Genomic DNA, 16,979 nt, shown 5'->3' with positions numbered 1-16,979 from the left:
GTTTGTTTTTGTTCAGTAAGCGTTTCTGACTTTTACTTGGTTTAAACCGCGTACTATCAATACGGATTGATTGGCATGCCTGACAATGTTGGCAATGCGGGCGATAGACGTCATTACCGCTGCGACGAAAACCGTTCAGCAGCAACACTTCATAACCCGCTTGATTATGTAAATCATCATCTTGAACAACGAAAATCTGTTCTTGTTGATCTTTTAGATAGCTGCAAGGCATGGGAGGCGTTAAGGCGACTTTAATCATATTGTGCTCCCGTTATATTGGTCTTACTTATTAAGTCTAATACAAGCGCTTGAGGCTGCCATTGGTGCTGCTTGATTGTGGTGTTTCGATTGTTGAGCTGGGTGATGAAGCTTTCGCGGCTAATTTCAGTTGCCCCTAATGACGCTAAGTGTTCATTATGTAATTGGCAGTCGATCAATTTACAGCCAATACGCGCGAGTTGTTGCTGCAAACCGATAAAGGCAATTTTAGACGCATCGGTAACGGTATGGAACATCGATTCACCACAGAAAATATCACCAATATATAAACCATATAACCCGCCAACTAATAGCCCGTCCTGCCATACTTCGATAGAGTGGGCAAAGCCCATATCATGCAGCTGTAAATACGCATCTTGCATGGTATCGGTTATCCAGGTATCACTGGCATAGCCACGCGGTTCAGCGCAAGATTCAATCACTTCTGCAAAGGCATTATTAATAGACAGGGTAAAATTTTGACGCCGAAAAGACTTACGTAAGCTACGGGATATGTGCATCTGACCGGGCGTTAATACCATGCGCTGGCTGGGTGACCACCACAGAATCGGCTGGTCGTCTTCAAACCAAGGGAAGATCCCCTGCTGGTAAGCATTCACTAGTCTTTGCGGGTTGAGATCGCCACCCATCGCCAGTAAACCATCAGGATCGGTTAATGCAGTATTAACTGCTGGGAAGTAAGTTAAGTCATGATTCAGTTCTGGTAAATAGATTGGCATATAGAGTGGATCTTGAAAAAGGTTAGCGCTTGAAAAAGCTGAGGTCTGGAAAAAGGTGATACCCTGAATATCTTGAAAAAATAGGGTATCACCTTAGCAGGATAGACTGATTAATCGCCTAATCCATCAAGAAAACGTTCAGCATCTAACGCAGCCATACAGCCTGTTCCTGCTGACGTAATCGCTTGACGGTAAATGTGGTCAGATACGTCACCCGCCGCAAATACACCAGGGATAGTGGTTTGCGTTGCGAAACCTTCTGTGCCTGAATTTACTTTCAAGTAGCCATCTTTCATGTCTAGTTGGTCAATGAATAAGTCTGTGTTTGGTTGGTGACCAATAGCAATAAAGGCACCCATTACATCAAATTCACTTGCTTCGTCAGTACGTGTATCACGAACGCGAACGCCGGTTACACCCATGTCATCACCCAATACTTCGTCGAGTGTTTTGTTTAGGTGCAGTGTGATATTACCGTTCGCTACTTTTTCTTGTAAGCGCTTCGTTAAGATCTTTTCACTACGGAATTCTTCACGACGGTGAATTAAGTGCACTTCAGAAGCGATGTTTGATAGGTAAAGCGCTTCTTCAACCGCGGTATTACCACCACCAACAACAGCTACTTTTTGGTTACGATAGAAGAAACCATCACAGGTCGCACAAGCAGATACGCCACGGCCTTTGAATGCTTCTTCTGAAGGTAGGCCAAGGTATTTTGCCGATGCGCCAGTACAAATGATCAATGCATCACAAGTGTACTCTACGTCATTACCTTTTAACTTAAATGGGCGCACTGATAAATCAACATCATTGATATGATCAAAAACGATTTCAGTTTCAAAACGTTCTGCGTGCTCTTTCATACGTTCCATGAGTGCAGGGCCGGTTAGACCTTCTGCATCACCCGGCCAGTTTTCAACTTCAGTGGTCGTTGTTAATTGACCGCCTTGTTGAATCCCAGTGATGAGTACTGGGTTTAGATTGGCGCGCGCAGCATAAACAGCGGCGGTGTATCCAGCTGGACCTGAGCCTAATATAAGTAGACGGCAGTGCTTTATATTACTCATTACGATTCCTTTAATACCAATAATTGTGGTCAATTGTAAAAACTTTGTGGCGCTGGGTAAATAGTAGAGTAAAAATATAATTTTAAAATGCATAAAAATGCAAAATAATGAAAAAATAGTAAAAACCACGGTTCAGCTATATATTTTGCATATCGGCCCTTTCAATGGAATTAATGTTCTGTTAATGTCTGTTTAAGCCAACGAAACGTCTATTTCGCTGGTTATTACATAAAGCATCGATGTTAGCCTATTGTTATGCAAGCAGCGTCTTTGTAAATATTATGTTTCTCTATAGAGTGTGAAACGTAACATAAGCCTCGTAAATTGAATTATTGTAGGCTATTATAATCTTGGTTAGAATTTAGCTAGCACTTTAAGTTGCTTCTAACTATGGCGTATTCAAATGAATGGATTATTTGAAAAACAAAGTTTTACTGGGACGTAAAGGGTGGAAACAATAATGATGGAAGTAAAAACTCGACCAATGAAGGAACTAGATCGAATCGACCGTAATATTCTTAATGAATTACAAAAAGACGGCCGAATTTCCAATGTAGAGTTGTCGAAACGTGTAGGTTTAAGCCCTACGCCATGTTTAGAGCGCGTACGTCGCTTAGAACGCCAAGGATATATTACAGGTTACACCGCAATTCTAAATCCACAGTTTCTGGATGCTTCATTGCTTGTTTTTGTTGAAATTACCTTAAATCGTGGTGCTGCTGATGTATTTGAGCAATTCAACAAAGCTGTTCAAGAACTTGAAGAAATTCAAGAATGTCATTTAGTATCTGGCGATTTTGATTATTTATTAAAAACACGTGTATGCGACATGTCAGCTTACCGTCGTTTACTGGGTGAAACGTTATTACGTTTACCGGGTGTTAACGACACACGTACTTATGTTGTTATGGAAGAAGTTAAACAAAGTAACCGTTTAGTTATTAAAACGCGTTAATTTAACTCTTTAGACATAATCTTTTCGCGTAATCTTCGATTAACGCAAATAAAGTGATAAATAATCTAACAAGCGGCATATTGCCGCTTGTTTTGTTTCCAGCATTTATTTAAAGTTGATAGCTCATATACCCAAGCTACCTTATTACGGTTTGCTGATATAGCATCTTGAAGTAGCTTAGGTATAATTGATAACGTACCATCGTCGCCTTCAAGAGTCATAAATCAAGATGAACAAATTTAATTTAGCCATTCCATCTAAATACCTTGCGCCATTATCTGGTATTCAGCGAGTTTTCGAAGTCGGATTCATTTTTTCTACCTTTATTGCTTGTTATGCAATGGTTGCATTAGTGACTTTTGATCCTGCAGACCCATCATGGTCGCAAACGAGCTGGCAAGGTCCGGTTAAAAATGCCGCTGGCTCATTAGGAGCATGGACCGGAGATGTGTTGTTTTTTACCTTCGGTCTTTATGCGTTTGCGATACCCCTGGCGTTTGTATCATTTGCTTGGTTTATATTTTGGCGCCCAAGACAGCTTGATGAAATCGACTTTTTTACCGTCGGTTTACGTATGATCGGCGCATTATTATTACTTATTGGTGTGTGTGGGCTGGCATCGGTTAACTTTGATGATCTGTATTATTTCTCATCGGGCGGTTTAATTGGTGATGTTGTCGAGCAAGCAATCAGTGAACTATTTGGTGTATTAGGCTCAACGCTCATTTTATTGAGTTTTGTGGCCATTGGTTTTACCTTGTTAACGGGCATTTCTTGGTTAACTATTGTCGATATGCTTGGCGCTAGCGCTATTAACGCGGGTCAATTTAGCCTTGATAAGATAAAACAATTAACTGAAAAACGGTCTGCTAAAGGTGCGAGCGAAGAGGTTGCCGACGTCGAAAATGATGAACATCAAATCAATTCTAACAAGGTATCATTGCCATTAGAGTCTGAATACATTGCTGAAGATAATGACGTTACTAACATGTCATTTACTGCTGTGGATAATGCGGCATCACGACAAGAACCGTCAATGTCAGCTTTCGATATGCCCGAGTTTGATAACAGCCAATTTGATAACGCTCAATTTGATCGTACTCAGTTTAATGATTCAGCAATTGATACGACACAAGACGATGAGTTTGAAAATGACGTTCAGGTAAATCATAACAATGTGATTGATGTAAGTAGCTTTAATACAGCTGATATAAATCAGCAGACTGTCGATCAAGGTTTAGAGCAAGTTGCCGATCAGCAAGATGAACCGGCACTGGCACCAGTATTCCAGATTAATAATAACGGCACTGGTAACGGCTTTGAAATTGTCGGAGACCAAGTTGTCTCAACCAATCAGTTACAATTTAAAGAAAAACCCGTCGCCTTATTACCCGGTTTAGAGTTATTAGATAAACCCAATAAAAAAGCCAATCCGATATCAAAAGCAGAACTCGATCACGTAGCGCGTTTAGTCGAAGAAAAACTGCTCGAGTTTAATATTAAAGCGAAAGTGGTCGATGTCCATCCTGGGCCTGTTATTACTCGTTTTGAACTCGATTTAGCACCGGGTATTAAAGTCAGTAAGATCACCGCATTATCGAAAGATTTAGCGCGTTCACTGTCAGCCATGAGTGTGCGTGTTGTTGAAGTTATTCCTGGTAAATCGGTCATTGGCTTAGAGCTACCGAACAAATACCGAGAAACTGTGTTCCTGAAAGATGTGATGTCGAGTCCATCATTTATGGACGCTAAATCAAAAACATCAATGGTATTAGGCCACGATATTGCCGGTGACTCTGTGGTGGTTGATCTGGCTAAAATGCCACATCTACTGGTCGCGGGTACCACGGGCTCGGGTAAATCGGTTGGTGTGAACGTGATGATCATGAGTTTGCTGTATAAAGCATCGCCAGAAGAAGTGCGCATGATCATGATCGATCCAAAAATGTTGGAACTTTCTGTGTACGAAGGTATCCCACATTTATTAACCGAAGTTGTTACTGACATGAAAGATGCCGCCAATGCGTTGCGTTGGTGTGTGGGTGAAATGGAACGTCGTTATAAATTATTATCCGCGGTTGGTGTGCGTAATCTCGCTGGTTTTAACAGTAAAATACAACAAGCTATTGATGCGGGTCAGCCAATCCTCGATCCATTGTGGAAACCGGGTGACAGTATGGATGCGACAGCGCCTGCGTTAACTAAACTGCCGTCTATCGTGGTTGTCGTGGATGAGTTTGCTGACATGATGATGATTGTCGGTAAGAAAGTTGAAGAATTAATTGCACGTATTGCCCAAAAAGCCCGTGCTGCCGGTATTCATTTAATCTTAGCAACCCAGCGTCCTTCAGTTGATGTGATCACGGGTCTGATTAAAGCGAATATCCCGACACGTATTGCATTCCAAGTATCAAGTAAGATTGATTCACGTACTATTCTTGATCAAGGCGGTGCTGAAACGCTGCTGGGTATGGGTGATATGTTGTATCAGCCTGCTGGCACCAGTGTCCCGATTCGTGTGCATGGCGCATTTGTTGACGACCATGAAGTACACCGTGTGGTCGCGGATTGGAAATTACGTGGTGCGCCGGATTATATTGAAGAAATTTTACAGGGTGAAACAACGGCTGATAGCCTATTACCAGGTGAAGTCGCAGAAGGCTCGTCAGATGTCGATGAGTTATTTGATCAAGCCGTATACCACGTAACAGAAACGCGCCGAGGCTCTGTATCAGGCGTACAACGTAAATTTAAAATCGGTTATAACCGTGCAGCACGTATTGTCGAAGAGATGGAAGTGCAGGGCATTGTGAGTTCACCGGGACATAACGGTAATCGAGAAGTATTGGCGCCACCGCCACCAAAGGATTAGTTTATGAGAGATAACATGTCATTTAAAAAAATTATCGTAACGGCAGTGCTAATGACTGCCTCTATGCTAACGCACGCGCAAAGCGTAAAAGAAGAATTACAAAGTCAACTTACTCAGTTAAAACCATTCAGTGCTGACTTTACCCAAACAGTGACGTCGGCCGAGGGTGATAACCTAGATACCGCACAAGGCGTGATGCAGTTACAACGTCCGAATCAATTCCGCTGGGAAACGACGTCTCCGGATGAACAATTGATCGTATCGAATGGTGAAAGTCTGTGGTTTTATAACCCATTTGTTGAACAAGTTAGTATTTACTCACTTAAAGATGCAATTGCTAATACCCCCTTCATGTTAATTGCAGGTTCTCAGCAAGCGTCATGGGAATCGTATCGCGTCACCAAACAAGCCGGTGTGTATACGGTTATTACCCCCAATGATCCGGCTGCAGCGATCTTTACCTTACAGTTTGCACAAGGTGAAATATCCCAGTTTTCGGTACAAGAGCAACAAGGCCAAAACAGTCAGTTTGCACTAACAAATCATAAGACAATGAACAAGATGGATCCTGCGTTGTTTAATTTTATTATCCCGGAAGATACAGATATAGATGACCAACGCTAATGAATAATACGATGTCACTTGATTTTAGTCCTGATTTTCAACCGCTAGCAGCCAGAATGCGACCACAAAAAATGTCGCAATATATTGGCCAAACGCACATTCTTGGTGAAGGCAAACCCTTACACCGCGCGCTATTAGCGGGGCATGCCCATTCAATGATTCTGTGGGGACCACCTGGTACAGGTAAAACCACGATCGCCGAAATGATTGCCCATTATTGTGATGCTAAAGTTGAGCGTGTGCATGCGGTTACATCGGGTATCAAAGATATTCGTTTAGCGATAGAAAAAGCCAAAGATAATGCCATCCAAGGTTTCCGCACCATCTTATTTGTCGATGAAGTGCATCGTTTTAATAAAAGTCAGCAAGACGCATTTTTACCGCATATCGAAGATGGCACCATCATCTTTATCGGCGCGACGACCGAAAACCCGTCATTTGAATTAAACAACGCTTTGCTCTCACGTGCCCGTGTGTATGTGCTGAAGAAGTTAACCGCAGAGGAAATCGAACAAGTTGTCGATCAAGCATTAGCGGATAGCCGTGGTTTAGCCAAGGTTAACTTTAACTTTGTCCCTGGCGTGAAAGAAAAACTGTGTGAGTTAGTTGATGGCGATGCCAGAAAGAGCTTAAATTACCTTGAACTGTTAAATGACATGGTTGAAGACGAAGGACAGGGCAAACTTGTTACCCTCGAAAGACTGATGTCTGTTGTTGGTCGCAAGGTGAATAGCTTTGATAATAAAGGTGAGCTTTATTACGACCTGATGTCTGCGCTACATAAATCGATTCGTGGTTCATCACCGGATGCTGCATTATATTGGTTTGCCCGTATGCTAGCGGGTGGTTGTGATCCACTGCACGTGGCTCGCCGCTTACTAGCCATTGCCTCTGAAGATATTGGCAATGCTGATCCAAGAGCGATGCAAGTTGCAGTGTCTGCATGGGACTGCTTTAGTCGTGTGGGTGCCTATGAAGGCGAACGCGCGATTGCCCAAGCGATTGTATACCTTGCATCTGCAGCCAAGAGTAACTCGGTTTACACCGCATTTTCAAAAGCTAAAATGATGGTACAAGAACAACCTGATTTTGATGTGCCGATGCATTTACGTAATGCCCCGACGAAGTTAATGTCAGATCTTGGTTATGGTGATGATTATCGTTATGCCCATGATGAAGTCGGGGCGTATGCACCGGGCGAGTGTTATATGCCGGAAGCATTGCAAGGCCTTAAATTATACCATCCTGTTGATCGTGGCGTTGAAAAACAAATTAAGCAAAAACTTGATTACTTACATCAACTCGATATTAACAGCCCAAGAAAACGCTACAAATAACGAGTACTTATCACTTTCACCTATAAAGAATCAGAGTATTACAGATGAATAATTTAGCATTATACGGTTTTGTTGCACTTGGTGGTGCCAGCGGCGCAGTATTACGCACGTTCATTGCCCAAACGGCCACCACAATACTCGGTAAAGGATTTCCATTCGGTACGTTAATCGTCAACATCCTGGGTTCGTTATTAATGGGGGTATTGTTTGCTTTACTTGATGATAACATTATCGCTGCAGAACCTTGGCGCCAACTTATCGGCCTCGGTTTCCTTGGTGCATTGACTACCTTTTCGACATTCTCGATGGATTCGTTGTTGTTATTACAAGATGGTCAGTGGCTAAAAGCAGGGCTAAATGTGTCTTTAAACGTGTTCGTGTGTATTTTTGTTGCATATTTAGGTATGCGCTTAGTATTTCGAACATAAAGACCGGTATTTAAAGTATAAATACCGTGATGAAAGTGTAAATACACGTTAAAATAATATCAGTTAATAATACCAACAGACATTTCTGACCCAGTGCAAGAAATAGTACTCCGGTCGAAATAAAACAAGCAGAGTAGGTAAAGAATGTTAGATCCTAAATTTCTTCGCGCAGACATAGAAGAAGCTAAACAGCGTTTAGCGAGCCGTGGTTTTGAACTAGACGTTGAGACGATTAAATCGTTAGAAGAACAGCGTAAAGCATTACAGATCCGTACAGAGCAATTACAGAATGATCGTAACGTACGTTCTAAATCCATTGGTAAAGCTAAAGCAAGTGGTGAAGATATTCAGCCACTATTAGCTGAAGTTGGTAAATTAGGCGAAGAACTTGACGCTGCAAAAGCTGAACTTGCTGAGTTATTAACTCAAATCGAAGCGATTGCAATGTCACTACCAAACCTACCGCATCCATCTGCACCAATCGGTAAAGATGAAGATGACAACGTAGAATTGAAGCGTTGGGGTCAACCAAAAGAATTCGATTTTGAAATTAAAGATCACGTTGACGTAGGTGAAGCGCTTGGCGGTCTAGATTTTAAAAACGCAGTTAAAATTACCGGTTCACGTTTCATCGTTATGCGTGGCCAAATTGCTCGTATGCACCGTGCTATCGCGCAATTTATGCTTGATACTCACACTGACGTGCATGGTTATACAGAATTATATGTACCTTATCTTGTTAACGCTGATTCGTTGTATGGTACTGGTCAATTACCTAAATTTGGTGAAGATCTGTTCCACACTAAACCAGCAACAGAAGAAGGCCAAGGTCTAAGCCTGATCCCGACTGCTGAAGTGCCAGTAACAAATACTGCACGTGATACCATCACTGATGAAGCTGACCTACCTGTACGCTTAACGGCGCACACACCTTGTTTCCGTAGTGAAGCGGGTTCATACGGTCGTGATACACGTGGTCTTATCCGTCAGCACCAGTTTGATAAAGTAGAGATGGTGCAATTAGCACATCCTGAAAAATCATACGAAGCACTTGAAGAGATGCGTCAGCATGCTGAAAACATCTTAATCAAGCTTAACTTACCGTACCGTGTAGTGACATTGTGTACTGGTGATATGGGCTTTGGCGCTGCAAAAACATATGACTTAGAAGTATGGGTTCCAGCACAAAAAACATATCGTGAAATTTCTTCAGTCTCTAACTGTGAAGATTTCCAAGCGCGTCGTCTACAAGCGCGTACGCGTCTTAAAGACAACAAGAAACCAGTACTGTTGCATACACTAAACGGTTCTGGTTTAGCAGTAGGTCGTACACTAGTAGCAATCTTAGAGAACTACCAGTTAGAAGACGGTCGTGTTGAAGTACCTGCTGTACTGCAAGGTTACATGGGCGGTCTAACGCACCTAGGTTAATCTGACCTGCTAGAATTGGTTGGTTAAATCGACGAGTAAAACAAAAAGCCCCGCTTAGTTATGACGATAACGAAGCGGGGCTTTTTGTTTCTAGCGTTTGTTAGCGCACTAATTAAAGGGGCTTTTATAAGGACGCTTACAAGTACCTTTTAAAGTGGACTTTAAAGGCATTTAGCCGGTTTAGGTAATCCGGCTATTTTGGTGGCTTGTTTTGCAGGGCCTTTTGGGAACAGCTTGTATAAATAAATACTGTTGCCTTTATCTTCACCGAGTTTTTTCGCCATCGCTTTTACTAATGCACGAATAGCCGGGGAAGTATTGTATTGCAGATAGAAGTTACGTACAAACAGCACGACTTCCCAATGGGAAGGGCTTAGCTCTATGCTTTCTTGCGCGGCGATAATAGGTGCGAGTGCTTCGCTCCAATCTGCGGAGTTAAGTAGGTAACCTTGTTTGTCGGTTGCGATTTCTTGTTCGTTGATCATTAACATGGGCATAAACTAATCGTAAAGGGAAAACAAAAAAAGCCTCGTTAAACGAGGCTTTTCACTTATAAATATAGTCTAACTGTTTAGCTCGATAACTTAAATCTATTCTGCATGACTCGTATTTAAATTAACGCGAGTTAACTAATAAGGCGCTATATTTGCTAACAACGAAATTAATCGTCGCTGCTCATAATACCTAAAATTTGTAATAAGCTAACAAAGATATTATACAGAGATACAAAGATAGTTACAGTCGCAGAGATGTAGCTCGTTTCGCCACCTTTAATGATCGAACTTGTTTGCATCAAGATAGCACCTGATGAGAACATGATGAACATTGAGCTGATAGCCAAGCTAAGTGCTGGAATTTGGAGGAAGATGTTACCAACCATTGCAACGATTAATACCACAAAACCTGCCGTCATCATGCCGCTTAGGAAAGACATATCTTTCTTCGTTGTAAGCACGTATGCAGACAAACCAAAGAAAGTAAATGCAGTACCAGCAAATGCTAATACAACAATGTCACCCATACCAGCACCGATGTATCTGCTAATAAGTGGACCAACGGTGTAGCCTAAGAAACCAGTGAATAGGAATACAAATAGAATACCCATTGAGTTGTTACGGTTCTTTTCTGTTAAGTACATTAAACCGTATACACCGACAAGGGTAATGATTAAGCCAGGCGCAGGTAAGTTTAATGAAACTACTGCAGCTGCAATGATCGCTGAAAACGCGAGTGTCATCGCTAATAGCATATAGGTATTGCGAAGTACCTTATTAGTCGCTAGTACGCTTTCTTGCGACTTAGTCTGAATCGTATGTTGTTGCATTGTGTCTTTCCTTAATAATTAACACTGCGAGTTAGAGTCTTAGTATACCCTAAAGTTCCGACATAATATGACGATGTAGTTAATTTATAGTCAATTAAGTTAAAAACAAGTCTTTTGACTTAAAAACACGATTAATTTTTTAAAACGCTTTATCTTTTTTTTAAATTCTGTATTATACGCTCCATTGCTGCGGAGGGGTGGCAGAGTGGCCGAATGCACTGGTCTTGAAAACCAGCAGGGGTTAATAGCTCCTCGAGAGTTCAAATCTCTCCTCCTCCGCCATCTATATAGAGAAAGGCGCTACTTGCAAAGGTAGCGCCTTTTTTGCATTCTAGTCTTTCTCAATACTTTTTATAACTTTTGTTACCTCTCACAACCCTCATCACTTCTCAGACAGCGAGCATTGCCCGCGTTCTGTATTTGCCTCGACATCTTGATTTACGATATGACTTAACTCATCTGCGCCACCAACATAATGTCCCTCTATCCATATTTGCGGCACAGTCACTGGTTGTTTCGGATCGATTAACGGCTTTACTCTCGAAATCATCTCATAAAGGGCGCGAGGGCTGGTGATCACATCATGATAGGTGTATTCAATATTCGCTTGTTGTAAGTATGTTTTCGCTCGTTGGCAGTGTGGGCAGTTTTGCTTACCAAAAATATGCTGACCAGTGATGGGCACTTGTTGAGAATGTGCTTCGATGACGGCTTGGGTTAAGACACCGCGGTTTAATGCACGACCTTGACTGATTACCTTATCTGCAACCATGACAATCGGCGCATGCCAACCGCCTTTAAGTAGTGGCTTCCACCATTCATTTAACCAGTCTTTGATCTCAAGTGCGACCGGGATGCCCTCTAATTCATTTTTGAGGGTATCCAAGACAATATCTTTGGTGAGTGCGCATTCGCCACAAGGGATCTTAATATGAAAAGGTCCCCAATCACCAGCCCAGCGATAGATCGTAATTTTGACAGCTTGTTCTTCCATAGAGCACCTTCTAGTGATAAATACGTGTCTTACGTAATGCTAATACTGACCTCGATTGCGGGTCTCTGTGTTAGATCGTCGGATTACAGTGCGAAGCGAGTGAAAATTAAACGCTTAAACTGTTTGACCGCTTTTTTAACGTGTTGAACTTTACAAGTGACCGCCATGTCTCTATTATACGCTCATTGCTGCGGAGGGGTGGCAGAGTGGCCGAATGCACTGGTCTTGAAAACCAGCAGGGGTTAATAGCTCCTCGAGAGTTCAAATCTCTCCTCCTCCGCCATCTATATAGAGAAGGGCGCTATCTGAAAAGGTAGCGCCTTTTTTGCATCTACAGCTTTATTCTTACCCACGCGGACTGTGTTCCAGCACTATTTTCAGCACTATTTTCAGCACTATTTTCAGCACTATTTTCAGCACTATTCTTAGCGCTGTTCTCTGAGCTATTCTAAAACGCTTTCTGCACTATACCTGAACTATACCTGAACTATACCTGCACTATGTCTGAACTATGTCTGCACTTGTACTTTTTAGTTTAGCTGATTGTCATCGATACTTTGCGGATAGACTTCACGAATGCGCTGTTTTTTAAGAACTTGGTTTGTTGTGTCGCTAGGAAGTTGATCAAGTTGGTTTTATTTTGTGCGAAGTTTACAGGCTTTGGGTTTTTACTTTACAAGTGGCTGTCATATCTCTATTATACGCTCCATTGCTGCGGAGGGGTGGCAGAGTGGCCGAATGCACTGGTCTTGAAAACCAGCAGGGGTTAATAGCTCCTCGAGAGTTCAAATCTCTCCTCCTCCGCCATCTATATAGAAAGGGCGCTATCTGCAAAGGTAGCGCCTTTTTGCTATCTGGGATTTACCCCATTTATTCAATTCTAAACTGATTCGTCACATCCCATCGACTCTATGCTGTTACTTCAATCAGCGCTGCACGTTGTGCATTCCATAATTTACGTTGTGCATAATAATGATCCCAAACACAAGGGCAGCAAGCGCCACCGCCACAGCAATCATCATCTGCGGGTGGATAAGGTTTTTCTATTAACTGTGGTTGCGGTTTTTCCATGGGTTTGTCCTTTTCACTAACTGTAGACAAAATGTAACATATTTCTAACGCCAAGCAATAAGCAATGCTGACTAATTAATAAGCTACTATAATATCAGCGATAAAAATGTATATGTGCTTTAGATATATTTATAAGTAATTATAGAGTGACCGAAATATTCGCCTTTCTTAGTAACTATTTGTTATTTTGCCAACTGCACCGCATTTTAAGTTTAAAGTCATAACCTTATTAAATTATTGATATATAATATGATATTATTATTTGGTATAAGTATATTAGCTTATATGGCTAGCGAGAGAGCAAAAATAACAACTATTTTAGACCATCTAATGTATTATGCTCTCTAGAAATTGTATGTATGTGTATGCGGAGATATTCTTTTGATTAATGTATTCCTTGTCGATGATCACGAATTAGTCCGTACCGGAATTCGCCGAATTCTTGAAGATGTACGTGGTATTAAAGTCGTGGGTGAAGTTTCATGCGGAGAGGATGCCGTTCAATTTTGTCGAGACAATCAGCCTGATGTGATCTTGATGGACATGAACATGCCAGGTATTGGCGGATTAGAAGCGACACGTAAAATTTTACGAAATAACCCTGATATTAAAATTATCGTATTAACGATACACACGGAAGAACCTTTCCCAAGCAAAGTAATGCAAGCAGGTGGTGCCGGTTATTTAACTAAAAGTGCAGCACCAGACGAGGTATTAGGCGCAATTCGTAAAGTGCACAGTGGGCAGCGTTATATCGCCCCTGAAATTGCACAGCAAATGGCATTGAGCCAATTTTCATCTGCTGATGAAAGCCCTTTTCAAAGTTTGTCTGAACGTGAGTTACAAATCATGATGATGATCACGAAAGGACAAAAAGTAGTTGATATTGCAGAGCAACTACACCTTAACTCTAAGACTGTTAATGCTTATCGCTATCGTTTATTCAGTAAGCTTAATATCAATGGTGATGTTGAACTGACTCATTTAGCGATTCGACACGGTATCTTAGATGCAGATACACTATAATTAAGTATCACTTTACTTAATTTCAATTGAGAAAGATGCCTTCGGGTGTCTTTTATTTTATGCCTTCTAAAGAACAATTCAATCATCAAGACTTCTTAAAAACCGTCTCGCACCAGCCAGGTGTTTATCGTATGTATGACCATAAAGATGTGGTTATTTATGTCGGTAAAGCCAAAAATCTACATAAACGCTTAACCAGTTATTTTCGCACCACGGTCGATCGTGAAAAAACGCGCGTACTGGTAACGCATATTGCTAATATCGATGTCACGGTAACGCATTCTGAAACCGAAGCTTTAGTACTTGAGCATACCTATATTAAGCGCTATCAGCCGCGTTACAACGTGTCACTGCGAGATGATAAGTCTTACCCTTATATTCTGATTACCGATCACAAACATCCACAGTTAATGTCTATCCGCACGCGGAATAAGCGTAAAGGGCAATATTTTGGGCCTTATCCCAGTGGTGGGGCAGTGCGAGAAAGTCTGCATTTAATGCAAAAACTTTTTCCTGTGCGTCAGTGTGAAGACAGTTATTATCAAAACCGCTCACGTCCGTGCTTACAGTTCCAGCTCAAGCGCTGTTTAGGGCCTTGTGTGAAGATGGATAATCCTGACGAGTATGATCAGCAGGTCGCACTTGCCGCGCTGTTCTTGAAGGGTAAAAATATCGATGTCATTAATGAGTTGGTGATGAAGATGGAGAACGCCAGTCAGCAGTTAGCCTTTGAAGAAGCGGCGCGCTATCGCGATCAAATTCAAGCATTAAGAACCATTCAAGAACAACAATATGTCACCTCTGACTTAGGTGAAATGGATGTCATTGGTTTTGCCTTCAAAAATGGCATTGCTTGTGTGCATTTGTTATTTGTACGCGCTGGCAAAGTCTTTGGCAGTCGGAGTTACTTTCCGACGGTGCCTGCTAACACCGATAATAATGAAGTTATTCAAGCATTCTTATTACAGTATTACCTGAATAAAGAAACGCAGCAGGCGATCCCGAAAGAAGTTATTTTGACGGAATTACCGGAAGATAATGAACTGATTGAATCGAGTCTAAGCCAACTGGCGGGTCGTAAAATAAAGTTAACGAGTCCCAAACGTGGCGATCGGTCTAAGTTTTTAAGGTTGGCGCTTACTAACGCTGAAACAGCATTAACGACTAAGTTGGCGACCAAAAGTACGGTGCTTAATCGCTTTAAAGCGTTAGAAAAAGTACTGAGTTTTGATAGTAAGATCCAACGTATGGAATGTTTTGATATTAGTCATACGGGGGGTGAGCAAACAGTGGCATCGTGCGTGGTGTTTAATCGAGATGGACCAAATAAAAGCGACTATCGACTCTTTAATATCAGTGGTATTACCGGTGGCGATGATTACGCCGCGATGGCGCAAGTATTAGAACGGCATTTCAAAAAGGCCATTGAAGTGGATAAGATACCGGATATTTTATTTATTGATGGTGGTAAAGGTCAGATGACACAGGCGGAGCAGGTACTTACTCAATACGCTGATAACTTTGCCCTTAAACGGCCTAAAATTATTGGTATTGCCAAAGGCGTGACCCGTAAAGCAGGTCTAGAGACATTAATTTTGTCGGGCGCCTTGGATAATGTGCCTGATACTGAATTTTATTTGCCCAGTGATTCACCGGCGTTACACCTAGTGCAGCATATTCGTGATGAATCTCATCGCTTTGCCATTACTGGTCATCGTGCCCGCCGGAATAAAGTGAAACGCACCAGTGCGTTAGAAAATATTGCCGGGGTGGGGCCGAAGCGTCGCCAAGTATTACTTAAGTTTATGGGCGGCTTACAGCAATTACGTAGTGCAAGTAGGGAAGAAATTGCCAAAGTACCAGGTATAAGTATTGATTTGGCAGAAAAAATTTATGATTCATTGCATCAATAAGCAAGATATAGGACTATATAGGGGTTTCAATTTCAAAAGCATGAGAATAATGAAAAACATACCCAATATTTTAACTTTGTTTCGCGTGATTTTAATTCCTTTTTTTGTTCTCGCGTTTTATTTACCAATTGAAAATTCGTTTTATATTGCCGCTTGGATCTTCTTTATTGCTGGCGTAACCGATTACCTTGATGGTTATTTAGCAAGACGTTGGGATGTATCAAGTAAGCTTGGCGCATTCCTCGATCCTGTTGCAGATAAAATTATGGTTATCACAGCGTTAGTGATGATTGCAGGTGATCACGACCGCATCGCTGCTACCGTTGGTGAGCACAGTGCATTATGGGTCATGATCCCGGCGTTGATTATGATTGGCCGCGAACTGGCTATTTCAGGGTTACGTGAATGGATGGCTGATCTCGGTAAGCGTGCTAATGTAGCTGTTGGTCGTGCCGGTAAGTGGAAAACCACGTTTCAAATGATGGCACTCGGTGGCTTCATTTGGCAACAAGGCCCTTGGATGGTTTACCTTGCTTATCTCGTTTTTTATGCCGCGATGGTATTAACGGTTATTTCTATGGTGCAGTATTTTGCTGCTGCATGGGGCGAGTTAACGAGCGAAGACTAAATTTCATTTCTAATAACGAGATGCTATTTTGATAAGGTCTCGTTATTGCGGTGATATTTAACCCCTTTTAGCTAAAAAACAAACTGCTTAGGTTGAAACGTAAACGTTTTAATCAATGCAATTAAAAGGGTGTTGACTCTGTCTTTTAGGTCTGTAGAATGCGTCAGCACATAGAGTCTACAACGTTTTAACTAAACGACGTCGATGAAATGGAAAAGAATTCAGTGCCCGAGTGGTGAAATCGGTAGACACAAGGGATTTAAAATCCCTCGCTTAATAGGCGTGCCGGTTCAATTCCGGCCTCGGGCACC

Annotated in this window: 15 protein-coding genes, 4 tRNA genes and 1 pseudogene; 13 read left to right on the top strand and 7 right to left on the bottom strand. The window is 41.8% G+C overall.

What is annotated here, in order from left to right; genetic code table 11:
* From A923_RS0121275 to trxB, 3 genes and pseudogenes are all read right to left on the bottom strand, one after another.
* Positions 1–259, bottom strand: a pseudogene (locus A923_RS0121275) (arginyltransferase); the annotation flags it as partial.
* Complete coding sequence (gene aat / locus A923_RS0121270) at positions 252–998, bottom strand: leucyl/phenylalanyl-tRNA--protein transferase (RefSeq protein WP_017223706.1); 747 nt, start codon at positions 996–998, stop codon at positions 252–254. The gene aat and the pseudogene A923_RS0121275, both read right to left, overlap by 8 nt.
* A 110-nt stretch (positions 999–1,108) precedes the next feature.
* On the bottom strand, positions 1,109–2,065 hold the full coding sequence (gene trxB / locus A923_RS0121265) for a thioredoxin-disulfide reductase (RefSeq protein WP_017223705.1): 957 nt from the start codon (positions 2,063–2,065) through the stop codon (positions 1,109–1,111).
* 460 nt (positions 2,066–2,525) lie between these two features.
* Between trxB and lrp the strand changes: the two genes are divergently transcribed.
* From lrp to serS, 6 genes are all read left to right on the top strand, one after another.
* Positions 2,526–3,020 (top strand): leucine-responsive transcriptional regulator Lrp, encoded by a 495-nt coding sequence (gene lrp, locus A923_RS0121260; protein WP_017223704.1) that lies wholly within the window; start codon positions 2,526–2,528, stop codon positions 3,018–3,020.
* Positions 3,021–3,249: 229 nt separating this feature from the next.
* Positions 3,250–5,892: a DNA translocase FtsK gene (locus A923_RS0121250; protein WP_017223702.1), complete on the top strand. Its 2,643-nt coding sequence runs from the start codon at positions 3,250–3,252 to the stop codon at positions 5,890–5,892.
* Positions 5,893–5,895: 3 nt separating this feature from the next.
* The gene (gene lolA, locus A923_RS0121245) at positions 5,896–6,516 is read left to right on the top strand and encodes an outer membrane lipoprotein periplasmic chaperone LolA (RefSeq protein ID WP_017223701.1); all 621 of its coding nucleotides are present in this window, start codon (positions 5,896–5,898) and stop codon (positions 6,514–6,516) included.
* The gene (locus tag A923_RS0121240; RefSeq protein ID WP_017223700.1) at positions 6,516–7,853 is read left to right on the top strand and encodes a replication-associated recombination protein A; all 1,338 of its coding nucleotides are present in this window, start codon (positions 6,516–6,518) and stop codon (positions 7,851–7,853) included. Before lolA ends, A923_RS0121240 begins: the two co-directional genes overlap by 1 nt.
* A 44-nt stretch (positions 7,854–7,897) precedes the next feature.
* Positions 7,898–8,281 (top strand): fluoride efflux transporter CrcB, encoded by a 384-nt coding sequence (gene crcB, locus A923_RS0121235; protein WP_017223699.1) that lies wholly within the window; start codon positions 7,898–7,900, stop codon positions 8,279–8,281.
* A 144-nt stretch (positions 8,282–8,425) separates the two neighbouring features.
* On the top strand, positions 8,426–9,712 hold the full coding sequence (gene serS, locus A923_RS0121230; RefSeq protein ID WP_017223698.1) for a serine--tRNA ligase: 1,287 nt from the start codon (positions 8,426–8,428) through the stop codon (positions 9,710–9,712).
* A gap of 161 nt (positions 9,713–9,873) precedes the next feature.
* Here the strand turns inward: serS and A923_RS0121225 are convergent, their stop codons facing one another.
* Together A923_RS0121225 and A923_RS0121220 are read right to left on the bottom strand one after the other, a co-directional pair.
* Positions 9,874–10,203 (bottom strand): TusE/DsrC/DsvC family sulfur relay protein, encoded by a 330-nt coding sequence (locus A923_RS0121225; protein WP_026006404.1) that lies wholly within the window; start codon positions 10,201–10,203, stop codon positions 9,874–9,876.
* Between the two features lie 170 nt (positions 10,204–10,373).
* Positions 10,374–11,036 carry a Bax inhibitor-1/YccA family protein gene (locus A923_RS0121220; protein WP_017223696.1) on the bottom strand — a complete coding sequence of 221 codons (663 nt, stop codon included), beginning with the start codon at positions 11,034–11,036 and terminating at the stop codon, positions 10,374–10,376.
* Positions 11,037–11,227: 191 nt separating this feature from the next.
* On the opposite strand from A923_RS0121220, the gene A923_RS0121215 reads away from it, so the two are divergent.
* Positions 11,228–11,318 (top strand) — tRNA-Ser (locus tag A923_RS0121215).
* Positions 11,319–11,418: 100 nt separating this feature from the next.
* Here the strand turns inward: A923_RS0121215 and A923_RS0121210 are convergent.
* Entirely contained in the window at positions 11,419–12,030 is a 612-nt protein-coding gene (locus tag A923_RS0121210) for a glutaredoxin domain-containing protein (protein ID WP_017223695.1), read from the bottom strand.
* Between the two features lie 192 nt (positions 12,031–12,222).
* On the opposite strand from A923_RS0121210, the gene A923_RS0121205 reads away from it, so the two are divergent.
* Positions 12,223–12,313: transfer RNA gene (locus A923_RS0121205), tRNA-Ser, on the top strand.
* A gap of 433 nt (positions 12,314–12,746) precedes the next feature.
* Positions 12,747–12,837 (top strand) — tRNA-Ser (locus A923_RS0121200).
* Between the two features lie 102 nt (positions 12,838–12,939).
* Here the strand turns inward: A923_RS0121200 and A923_RS22830 are convergent.
* Entirely contained in the window at positions 12,940–13,101 is a 162-nt protein-coding gene (locus tag A923_RS22830; protein ID WP_017223694.1) for an oxidoreductase-like domain-containing protein, read from the bottom strand.
* A gap of 381 nt (positions 13,102–13,482) precedes the next feature.
* Here A923_RS22830 and uvrY point away from each other — a divergent pair, with 381 nt between their 5' ends.
* From uvrY to A923_RS0121175, 4 genes are all read left to right on the top strand, one after another.
* A complete protein-coding gene (uvrY, locus tag A923_RS0121190; RefSeq protein WP_017223693.1) occupies positions 13,483–14,127 on the top strand; it encodes a UvrY/SirA/GacA family response regulator transcription factor in 645 nt (214 codons plus the stop codon).
* Positions 14,128–14,162: 35 nt separating this feature from the next.
* Entirely contained in the window at positions 14,163–16,040 is a 1,878-nt protein-coding gene (gene uvrC / locus A923_RS0121185) for an excinuclease ABC subunit UvrC (RefSeq protein WP_017223692.1), read from the top strand.
* A gap of 49 nt (positions 16,041–16,089) precedes the next feature.
* On the top strand, positions 16,090–16,668 hold the full coding sequence (pgsA, locus tag A923_RS0121180) for a CDP-diacylglycerol--glycerol-3-phosphate 3-phosphatidyltransferase (protein ID WP_017223691.1): 579 nt from the start codon (positions 16,090–16,092) through the stop codon (positions 16,666–16,668).
* Between the two features lie 226 nt (positions 16,669–16,894).
* Positions 16,895–16,977: transfer RNA gene (locus tag A923_RS0121175), tRNA-Leu, on the top strand.
* Positions 16,978–16,979: the final 2 nt, after the last annotated feature.

This window comes from Moritella dasanensis ArB 0140 (genome assembly GCF_000276805.1).
Classification (GTDB): Bacteria; Pseudomonadota; Gammaproteobacteria; order Enterobacterales; family Moritellaceae; genus Moritella; species Moritella dasanensis.
Note: the sequence above shows the minus strand (reverse complement) of the source record. Positions and strands in the feature narration are given on the sequence as shown.

What these genes read in the sequence shown, in the direction of transcription:
- aat (WP_017223706.1), bottom strand. Translation starts at nt 998, where the DNA reads ATGCCAATCTATTTACCAGAACTGAATCATGACTTAACTTACTTCCCA.
- trxB (WP_017223705.1), bottom strand. Translation starts at nt 2,065, where the DNA reads ATGAGTAATATAAAGCACTGCCGTCTACTTATATTAGGCTCAGGTCCA.
- lrp (WP_017223704.1), top strand. Translation starts at nt 2,526, where the DNA reads ATGATGGAAGTAAAAACTCGACCAATGAAGGAACTAGATCGAATCGAC.
- A923_RS0121250 (WP_017223702.1), top strand. Translation starts at nt 3,250, where the DNA reads ATGAACAAATTTAATTTAGCCATTCCATCTAAATACCTTGCGCCATTA.
- lolA (WP_017223701.1), top strand. Translation starts at nt 5,896, where the DNA reads ATGAGAGATAACATGTCATTTAAAAAAATTATCGTAACGGCAGTGCTA.
- A923_RS0121240 (WP_017223700.1), top strand. Translation starts at nt 6,516, where the DNA reads ATGAATAATACGATGTCACTTGATTTTAGTCCTGATTTTCAACCGCTA.
- crcB (WP_017223699.1), top strand. Translation starts at nt 7,898, where the DNA reads ATGAATAATTTAGCATTATACGGTTTTGTTGCACTTGGTGGTGCCAGC.
- serS (WP_017223698.1), top strand. Translation starts at nt 8,426, where the DNA reads ATGTTAGATCCTAAATTTCTTCGCGCAGACATAGAAGAAGCTAAACAG.
- A923_RS0121225 (WP_026006404.1), bottom strand. Translation starts at nt 10,203, where the DNA reads ATGTTAATGATCAACGAACAAGAAATCGCAACCGACAAACAAGGTTAC.
- A923_RS0121220 (WP_017223696.1), bottom strand. Translation starts at nt 11,036, where the DNA reads ATGCAACAACATACGATTCAGACTAAGTCGCAAGAAAGCGTACTAGCG.
- A923_RS0121210 (WP_017223695.1), bottom strand. Translation starts at nt 12,030, where the DNA reads ATGGAAGAACAAGCTGTCAAAATTACGATCTATCGCTGGGCTGGTGAT.
- A923_RS22830 (WP_017223694.1), bottom strand. Translation starts at nt 13,101, where the DNA reads ATGGAAAAACCGCAACCACAGTTAATAGAAAAACCTTATCCACCCGCA.
- uvrC (WP_017223692.1), top strand. Translation starts at nt 14,163, where the DNA reads ATGCCTTCGGGTGTCTTTTATTTTATGCCTTCTAAAGAACAATTCAAT.
- pgsA (WP_017223691.1), top strand. Translation starts at nt 16,090, where the DNA reads ATGAAAAACATACCCAATATTTTAACTTTGTTTCGCGTGATTTTAATT.